At 62.2% G+C, this 7,801-nt stretch carries 7 protein-coding genes; 2 read left to right on the plus strand and 5 right to left on the minus strand.

Going from position 1 to position 7,801, the window contains the following annotated elements:
- Nucleotides 1-804, minus strand: an 804-nt coding sequence (locus tag Y708_RS29715; protein WP_162150450.1) for a serine/threonine-protein kinase, incomplete at its 3' end; no start/stop codon positions are given.
- A gap of 100 nt (nucleotides 805-904) precedes the next feature.
- Nucleotides 905-1,762, minus strand: a complete 858-nt coding sequence (locus tag Y708_RS0106975) for a DUF72 domain-containing protein (protein ID WP_035775596.1) — start codon at nucleotides 1,760-1,762, stop codon at nucleotides 905-907.
- 226 nt (nucleotides 1,763-1,988) lie between these two features.
- On the opposite strand from Y708_RS0106975, the gene Y708_RS0106980 reads away from it, so the two are divergent.
- Nucleotides 1,989-3,278, plus strand: a complete 1,290-nt coding sequence (locus Y708_RS0106980) for an adenylosuccinate synthase (protein ID WP_028279368.1) — start codon at nucleotides 1,989-1,991, stop codon at nucleotides 3,276-3,278.
- Nucleotides 3,279-3,384: 106 nt separating this feature from the next.
- On the opposite strand, the gene Y708_RS0106985 is transcribed toward Y708_RS0106980, so the two are convergent.
- Complete coding sequence (locus Y708_RS0106985; protein WP_216699751.1) at nucleotides 3,385-4,161, minus strand: SurA N-terminal domain-containing protein; 777 nt, start codon at nucleotides 4,159-4,161, stop codon at nucleotides 3,385-3,387.
- Between the two features lie 120 nt (nucleotides 4,162-4,281).
- Nucleotides 4,282-5,133 (minus strand): HNH endonuclease, encoded by an 852-nt coding sequence (locus Y708_RS23500; RefSeq protein WP_035775597.1) that lies wholly within the window; start codon nucleotides 5,131-5,133, stop codon nucleotides 4,282-4,284.
- A 162-nt stretch (nucleotides 5,134-5,295) separates the two neighbouring features.
- Here Y708_RS23500 and Y708_RS23505 point away from each other — a divergent pair, with 162 nt between their 5' ends.
- Entirely contained in the window at nucleotides 5,296-6,126 is an 831-nt protein-coding gene (locus Y708_RS23505; protein ID WP_275451104.1) for an alpha/beta fold hydrolase, read from the plus strand.
- Here Y708_RS23505 and abc-f read toward each other — a convergent pair.
- Nucleotides 6,113-7,750 (minus strand): ribosomal protection-like ABC-F family protein, encoded by a 1,638-nt coding sequence (gene abc-f / locus Y708_RS0107000; protein WP_028279370.1) that lies wholly within the window; start codon nucleotides 7,748-7,750, stop codon nucleotides 6,113-6,115. The genes Y708_RS23505 and abc-f overlap by 14 nt on opposite strands.
- Nucleotides 7,751-7,801: the final 51 nt, after the last annotated feature.

Here is a 7,801-nt window from a genome sequence, read left to right on the forward strand (position 1 = left end):
CCAGCCGTTACTCAGAGCTGCAGGAATCGGCGGGCCGCGATACAACCGTGCCGCTGCAGACGCCGCTGCGGGACCCGGAAAGGCGGCGTCCCCGGTGAGGCATTCCAGCAATACGAGCCCCAGAGAGTAGACGTCGCTGGCTGGAGTTACGGAAATTCCCTCAGCCTGTTCGGGGCTCAGGTACGCCGCAGTGCCGATGGACTGTCCCGTGGCGGTCAACCGTGCACCGTCCATCAGCCGGGCAATACCGAAATCCGTGAGTTTGGGGTTCCGCGCCCGCTGTACGTCCCCGCGCCCACCGAGGAGGATATTGGCAGGCTTCACATCGCGGTGGACTATGTCACGGCCGTGAATATAAGCAAGGGCATCGGCCACTCCGGCGCCCATGGCCGCCGTCTCTTCTTCGGTGAGTGATGCATTGTATCTGGCACGGTGCAGGTCCTCGCCTTGGACCAGTTCCATGACCAGGTAGGTCTGAGGATGGAGCGTTGCGGTATCTGTGCCGACGTCAAAGACCGTGACAAGGTTGCGGTGGCTCAGCCCGGCCAGGACTCTGGCTTCGCTTTGCTGCCGGTCGGTCTCGTCGTCTCCTATTACGCCGGCACGGAAAAGCTTGACCGCCACCTCTCTGCCGAGCACCTCGTCGCGCGCCTGATACACCGATGCCATCCCGCCCTGACCGATGGGCGTGCCAAGCTTGTACCGCCCGCCAAGGATCACAAAGGATGCCACATCGCCGGGCATCCTTTCCGCTTCAGCAGCACTTCCCGCCACAAGTCCCGTATCGACATCCCTGCTGTCCATTTTCCCAGTCTAAGATCCAAACGTCGGATCCGGTGGAAAACCGGCGCAGGAACTGGTGCCGGAAGAGAAAATGAACGCCGGGGAAACCGTGCGGGTCAACCTAACGCAGCCGCTCCGCCAGTGCCATTGCGTTGAAGGGTGCGTGGACCTTGATGTCATTGTCGAAGTGCAGCTGCACGTCGCGACCCCTGCCATCTGGACACAAAGCCCCCGAGAGCCAGCCGTGAATTGTCTCTGCCCACTCGTCCAGCTGGGCATCGGTGTAGCCTCTCGCGTAAAGCTCCTCACTGCCATGGAGGCGCACGTAGACCACGTCCCCCGTCACCTCGCGGAACTGCGGCCACTTTTCGGCTGAGTCGGCAACAACCAGTGAGACCATGTGCCGGCGCAGCAATTCGAAGGCCTCCGCATTGTCGTAGCTGATGTTGCGCACTTCGAGCGCGTAGCGAATGGGGCGATCCTCGGTGACCTTAAACCATGTGCTGTCCTTCATACGGGCCTCGTGGCCGGCCGCGAGGCCCGCTGCCGTCGTCGTCGTTCTTGGCAGTTGGGTGAGGAAAGCATCCAGTGCCGCGCGATCAAACTTACTCGTAGCCGGCAGTTGCCACAGGATGGGGCCGAGTTTCGGGCCGAGCGAAAGGACTCCGGAAGCAAAAAAATTGGCTAGCGCCGTTTCAGCGTTCCGCAGTTTGAGCATGTGCGTGATGTATCTGGGGCCTTTGATGGAAAACACAAAATCTTCCGGCACAGTGTCCCGCCACCGGATAAAACTCTCTGGTTTCTGCAGTGAATAGAAGGTCCCGTTGAGTTCGATGGTGTTCAAGCAGTTGGACGCGTACTCCAATTCCTTATCCTGGACGAGCCCTTTGGGATAAAACGAATTTCGCCAGGGAACGTATCTCCAGCCGGAAATGCCGATGCGCGCCACTGGCGCTGTTCCCAGCCTCGAAGGTGTCATGAGTCGCACGCTACTATCGGCGCGGAGAAGACGCCAGTGCAGGCGATCGGCTGCGTGGGACCCCAAAGGGCTATAGGTCCGCAGGTGAACTGTGATGTCCGCTAAACTTGGGTGGTAAGAGCCCCAGACCCTCTTACAGAGTCTTGGGGCATTCTCATGCACTCCCGGCGGTACCTGCGCAGCCAGTGAGGCGCACGGTGCTGTCGAAACGATGGGGGAGGATCCCATGCCAGCGATAGTTATTGTCGGAGCCCAGTGGGGCGATGAAGGAAAAGGCAAAGCCACGGACCTGCTCGGCGGGCGCGTGGATTATGTGGTCAAACCAAACGGCGGCAACAACGCCGGCCACACCGTCGTCGTCGGCGGTGAGAAGTATGAGCTCAAGCTCCTTCCGGCCGGAATTTTGAGCCCCAACGCCATTCCGATCATCGGCAACGGCTGCGTCATCAACCTGGAAGCGTTGTTTGAAGAGATTGACGGACTTATTGCGCGCGGGGCGGATACCTCCAAGCTTCGCGTGTCGGCCAACGCCCACCTGGTTGCCCCGTACCACCAGGTGCTGGACAAGGTCACCGAGCGGTTCCTGGGGAAGCGCGCCATTGGCACCACCGGCAGGGGCATTGGACCGGCCTATATGGACAAGGTCGCGCGGCTGGGAATCCGGGTTCAAGACGTCTTTGACGAATCGATCCTCCGTCAAAAGGTCGAGGGATCCCTCAAGCAGAAGAACGAACTGCTGGTCAAGGTCTACAACCGCCGCGACGTCGAGGTTGAGGAGGTCATCGAATACTTCCTCTCCTTCGCCGACCGCCTGCGCCCGCTGGTCATCGATGCCACCTACGTGCTCAATGAAGCGCTCGACGCCGGGAAAGTGGTCCTGATGGAAGGCGGGCAGGCCACGTTCCTGGATGTGGACCACGGTACTTACCCGTTTGTGACGTCGTCGAACCCTACTGCCGGCGGAGCATCCGTTGGCTCGGGCATCGGCCCTACCCGCATCAGCCGCGCCGTTGGCATTATCAAGGCGTACACCACGCGGGTTGGCGCCGGCCCGTTCCCCACGGAACTGTTCGATGACATGGGGCTTTACCTGCAGAAAAAGGGTGGAGAGTTTGGTGTGAACACCGGGCGCCCGCGGCGGTGTGGATGGTACGACGCCGTTCTGGCGCGCCATGCGGCAAGAGTGAACGGGTTCACGGACTACTTTGTCACCAAGCTGGATGTGCTGACCGGCATCGAGCGGATTCCGGTTTGTGTGGCGTACGACGTCGACGGCATCAGGCACGATGAAATGCCGATGACCCAAACCGAGTTCCACCATGCCAAACCCATCTTCGAGTACTTCGATGGATGGACCGAGGACATCACCGGTGCGCGGACAATTGCCGATCTCCCGGGGAACGCACAGACCTACGTGCGCGCGCTCGAGAAGATGTCCGGAACAAGGTTCTCAGCAATCGGTGTGGGGCCCGACCGGGACCAGACAATCGTGATCAATGACCTGATCGCGGGCTGAATCCGGGAGTCGACCAAACTCGCTCTGGCGAGTGTGTGGAGGCCTGGCCAGGCCCGCGCGGATCTCCCACGCGGGCCTGGCGGACTTTGGTCGATCACCGAGTATTTTAGAGGTTGATCGTTACGTCTGCCTTTTCACGCAGGCTCGTCACCAGCGCCTCAGTGACCTCGGATTCCTTCTGCGCCTTGAACTGCTCTTCGAGCTGCGGCCGCAGCTCCTCGAACGGTGGAACCTCGGGAGCTTCGCCGCCAGCCTCGCCCATTTGCTCCTGCTGGGTTTTGGCTTCCTCATAGGCTGCCTTGAGTTCTTCCTCAGTGGGCTTCACCTCGCCGGTTTCTTCAGCGATGAGCTGATCCAGCTGAACCTGGGTTTCAAGCTGGGCGTTGACTTCCTTTTCGTCCATGCCCTGCTCGCCCATTTTGGCGATGAACTCCTCGGGTGAACCAAGCTGATTGGACTCCGCGAGTCCGTTCAAGGTTTCGGTTTTGGCTTCCTCGGACGCCTCGATGCCACGGTTTCCGGCTTCCTGTATGAGCAGCTCGGTACCGATCATGTTCTCAACAACCTGGGTTTTCAGCTGATCCTGATCAACTTCCTGACCGGACATCTGCGACTGCATAGCTGATTGCTGGAACTGCCCCTCGTAGATGGTGGTGTACTCCTCCTTGAGGATGTCGGTTCCGTTGACACTTGCCACCACGTCTGGGATTCCCTCGAGATCGGGCTCCGGCATTGCGGGTGCCTCACCCTCCGCCGTGCTCCCTTCAGCAGGTGCCGTCTGCTGCGATTCCGGGCTGCCTTCGTCGCTCGGTGTGCCGCACGCGGTCATTACGGACACGGCCCCGGCGAGGGCAAGACTCACTAACCACTTCTTCTTCAACACACAGTCTCCTGCCTCGATGACAATAAGTGTGCGACGCTAGTCCCTCACTCTGGACGCCCACCCTGCGTCGCCTGTGTGTTCCCTGCACGGGCGCGGTCACCAGTACGACGACGGCGGTGCTCAGGTCGAGTGCGCGTCACGGCTTCCGGCCTCCAGGATCCGGGCCGCCGCTTCCTGTGCCGCCAACTCCTCGTCACTCACGATTGACCCATCAACATGCCCTGCAGCCGCAATGATTCTCCGCAGTTCGGCTGCCGTGTACGGATCGGGTGTGCGGAGGTGAGCCATCGCGTGGCAGTTTGGGCAGAGCGGGACCAGATCGGTGAGGGCATCCAGTTGGTACCCGGCGCCAAGCTGTGACGGGGGAACTATATGGTGCACTTGGATGAATTCCCGGCCAAGGGCGCCGTACGCTGTCCCAAACGAGAAACCGCAGGCCGCGCAGGATGTTCCGTGGTGTGCAATGCACTCCCGGCGTGCCTGCGGGTCCCGTTCATACCTGTTCACCCCTACCCGCCTGATGGCCTCTTGGGGCAGGGACCCGGGTGCCGGACTAGTGGGATCTTCAGCTACTGGACCCACATACTCAGACCACAGGTCGCGCAGGGCCGCCGCCTCGGCCTCTGCAAGGTGTGTTCCCGTCGCCGGGTACGGGTTCCATAGCACTCCGGGCATTCGATTGGTCAGCTCCGCGAAGGGGATGTGCTCGCCGCGGGTACGCAATGCGCCGACGTCAACAAGTACCGCTTTGTCATTGTTGGTAGCGGAGGTGACCGAGCCGTGACCCGTCAGCCCTCCGCCATGGACTCCATTAACCAGGAGCCAGGCGTCGCTACCTGCGGCGACCTCACCGTTCACGAGCCAGCGGCTGCGGAAAAATCCTGTCCGGTCAATGGCTGCTTGCGCGTCAAGGTAGCTCGCGATGCCGTCTTTCGGCTGGTCGGAATCCAGTGTGAGCAGGATGGCGGGCATGGGGCAATTGTGCCACCCATGCCGAGCGGGATCAGTTCACGCAGAGGCAGGAGGGGTGGCCGGCCGAGTGTGGGGGGGGGTGACGTTGAGCCAGCACCGGCTCTACGCTGAACGTGATTTGACCGCAGAGGAAGAGGAGAACTGATTAGGGACATCCTGCTCATTGCCGGGCTGTGGCTCGACGGCTCGGCCTGGGACCGCGTCGCCCAAGAGTTGGACGCTCTTGGCCATCGCCCGGTGCCGCTCACTCTCCCTGGTCAAGGTGACGGAGCCAAGACCGCCACGCTCGATGAACAGGTTGCCGCCGTGCTTGATGCCGTGGAATCAGCGTCAGAGAGGCCTATGGTGGTGGGGCATTCCGCCGCCTGCACCCTGGCCTGGCTGGCCGCTGATGCACGCCCCGGGAAGGTGGCAAAGGTAGCCCTCATTGGTGGTTTTCCTTCGGCAGATGGCCAGCCCTATGCCGACTTTTTTGAGGCACAGAACGGAGCCATGCCCTTCCCCGGCTGGGGCCCGTTCGAGGGACCGGACTCCGCCGATCTTGATGAAGAGGCCAAGGGCCGGTTTGAGTCGGCTGCAATCCCCGTTCCCGAAGGTGTGACCAAGGGTGTGGTGCGTTATCAGGACGAGCGGCGGTTCAACACTCCGGTGGTGCTGGTGTGCCCTGAGTTCAGTCCGGTCGAGGCTCAGGAATGGATCGACAGCGGGGAACTGCCGGAACTCGCCAAAGCGAAGAACCTCGAGTTCGTCGATATCGACTCTGGACACTGGCCCATGCTCAGCAAACCCACCGAACTCGCGCGGCTCCTCTCCGCTGCCGCCGGGTCCCGAAACGACGACCGTACGCGCGCAAGGCGGCGTGGCGTCGTCGTACTCATCGACTCTCCCCAAACGGACCTTCTCAGAAGCAAAAACGTGCTCAAAGCGTCCAGTTGGGGAGAGTCGATGCTGACGAACGGCACGCGCAGGAGAAAGCAGACTAACGCACAGTAACCTGTCCGCCGTTGACCTCCCACCGGAAATCCAGCCTCACGTTTTCGAGCAACCGCCGGTCGTGTGACACCAGCAGCAGAGCGCCGTCGTAACTTTCAAGCGCCTCCTCAAGCTGCTCGATCGCGGGCAGGTCCAGGTGGTTGGTCGGTTCGTCAAGGACCAACAGGTTCACACCGCGTGCCTGCAGCAGGGCGAGGGCCGCACGGGTGCGCTCGCCGGGGGAGAGCGAGCCAACGCATCCGGAAACCTGGTCAGCCTTGAGACCGAACTTGGCCAGAAGCGTCCGGACTTCGCCGCGGTTCAATGACGGCACCAAAGATTCGAAGGCATCGCCCAGCGGTTCCGACTCGTCAAACCGTCGGCGTGCCTGGTCTATCTCGCCAACGGCGACGCTGGCACCCAGGCTGGCGGCGCCGTCGTCAGGCACTAAATCACCCAGCAGCAGCTTCAGCAGGGTTGATTTGCCCGCACCATTTGGCCCGGTGATGCCGATGCGCTCCCCGGCGTTGACCTGCAGAGACACCGGCCCCAGCGTGAACCTGCCGAGCCGGACGGAGGCCTGGTTCAGCGTGGCAACAACCGCGCTGGAACGCGCAGCCGTGCCGATGCTGAACTGAAGCTGCCATTCCTTCCGCGGCTCCTCAACCTCATCCAGCCGGGCAATCCGGGACTCCATCTGACGGACCTTCTGGGCCTGCTTCTCGGAGGACTCCATGCTTGCCCGCCGGCGGATCTTGTCATTGTCGGGACTCTTTTTCATCGCATTGCGGACGCCCTGCGAGCTCCATTCACGCTGGGTGCGCGCGCGTGAGACCAGGTCCGATTTCTTGTCGGCAAACTCTTCATACGCCTCGCGGGCATGGCGTTTGGCGACGGCACGCTCTTCGAGGAAGGCGTCATAGCCGCCGTCGTAGACGCTTGTCTTCTTCTGCGCCAGGTCCAGTTCCACCACCGTGGTGATACAGCGGGCAAGGAACTCGCGGTCATGCGAAACCAGAACGACGCCGCCGCGCAGGCCGCGCACAAAATCCTCCAGCCGTGCGAGGCCTGCGAGATCCAGATCATTGGTGGGCTCATCGAGCAGCACAATGTCGAAGCGGCTCAGGAGCAGCGCGGCAAGGGCTACGCGGGCAGCCTGTCCACCCGACAGCCCCGTCATCAGACTGTCCGCACTTGTGTGCAGTCCCAGCTCCGCGAGCACCGCTGGAACCCGGTCCTCGAGGTCCGGGGCGCCGCTGGCCATCCAGCGATCCAGTGCTACGGCGTAATGGTCGCCTGCCTCTTTGCTCCCGGAGGTCAGCGCCTCGGCGGCCGATTCCATTGCGTTGGTTGCGGCCACCGCACCGGTTCGCCTGCCGATGTAGCTGGCAATGGTCTCGCCCGCAACGCGCTCATGTTCCTGGGGGAGCCAGCCAATGAAGGCATCGGTGGGGGCCGCGGCCACGGTCCCGGCCAGAGGAGTGTCCACTCCGGCCAGCAGCCGGAGCAGCGTGGATTTGCCTGCGCCGTTTGCCCCGACCACGCCAATCACGTCCCCCGGAGCAACGGTCAGGTTGAGGTTGGCAAACAGGGTTCGATGGGCATGGCCGCCGGAAAGATCCTTGGCGACAAGCGAGGCGGTCATTTCTCAATCTTAGGGACGCGCACGACGCCGGCTCGTCACCAACCGGGCCCG

The organism is Arthrobacter sp. H5 (assembly GCF_000520595.1).
In the GTDB taxonomy this organism is placed as follows: Bacteria; Actinomycetota; Actinomycetes; order Actinomycetales; family Micrococcaceae; genus Arthrobacter_D.

Coding starts and splice junctions, on each gene's coding strand:
- Y708_RS0106975 (WP_035775596.1), bottom strand. CDS start 1,762: ATGACACCTTCGAGGCTGGGAACAGCGCCAGTGGCGCGCATCGGCATT.
- Y708_RS0106980 (WP_028279368.1), top strand. CDS start 1,989: ATGCCAGCGATAGTTATTGTCGGAGCCCAGTGGGGCGATGAAGGAAAA.
- Y708_RS23500 (WP_035775597.1), bottom strand. CDS start 5,133: ATGCCCGCCATCCTGCTCACACTGGATTCCGACCAGCCGAAAGACGGC.
- abc-f (WP_028279370.1), bottom strand. CDS start 7,750: ATGACCGCCTCGCTTGTCGCCAAGGATCTTTCCGGCGGCCATGCCCAT.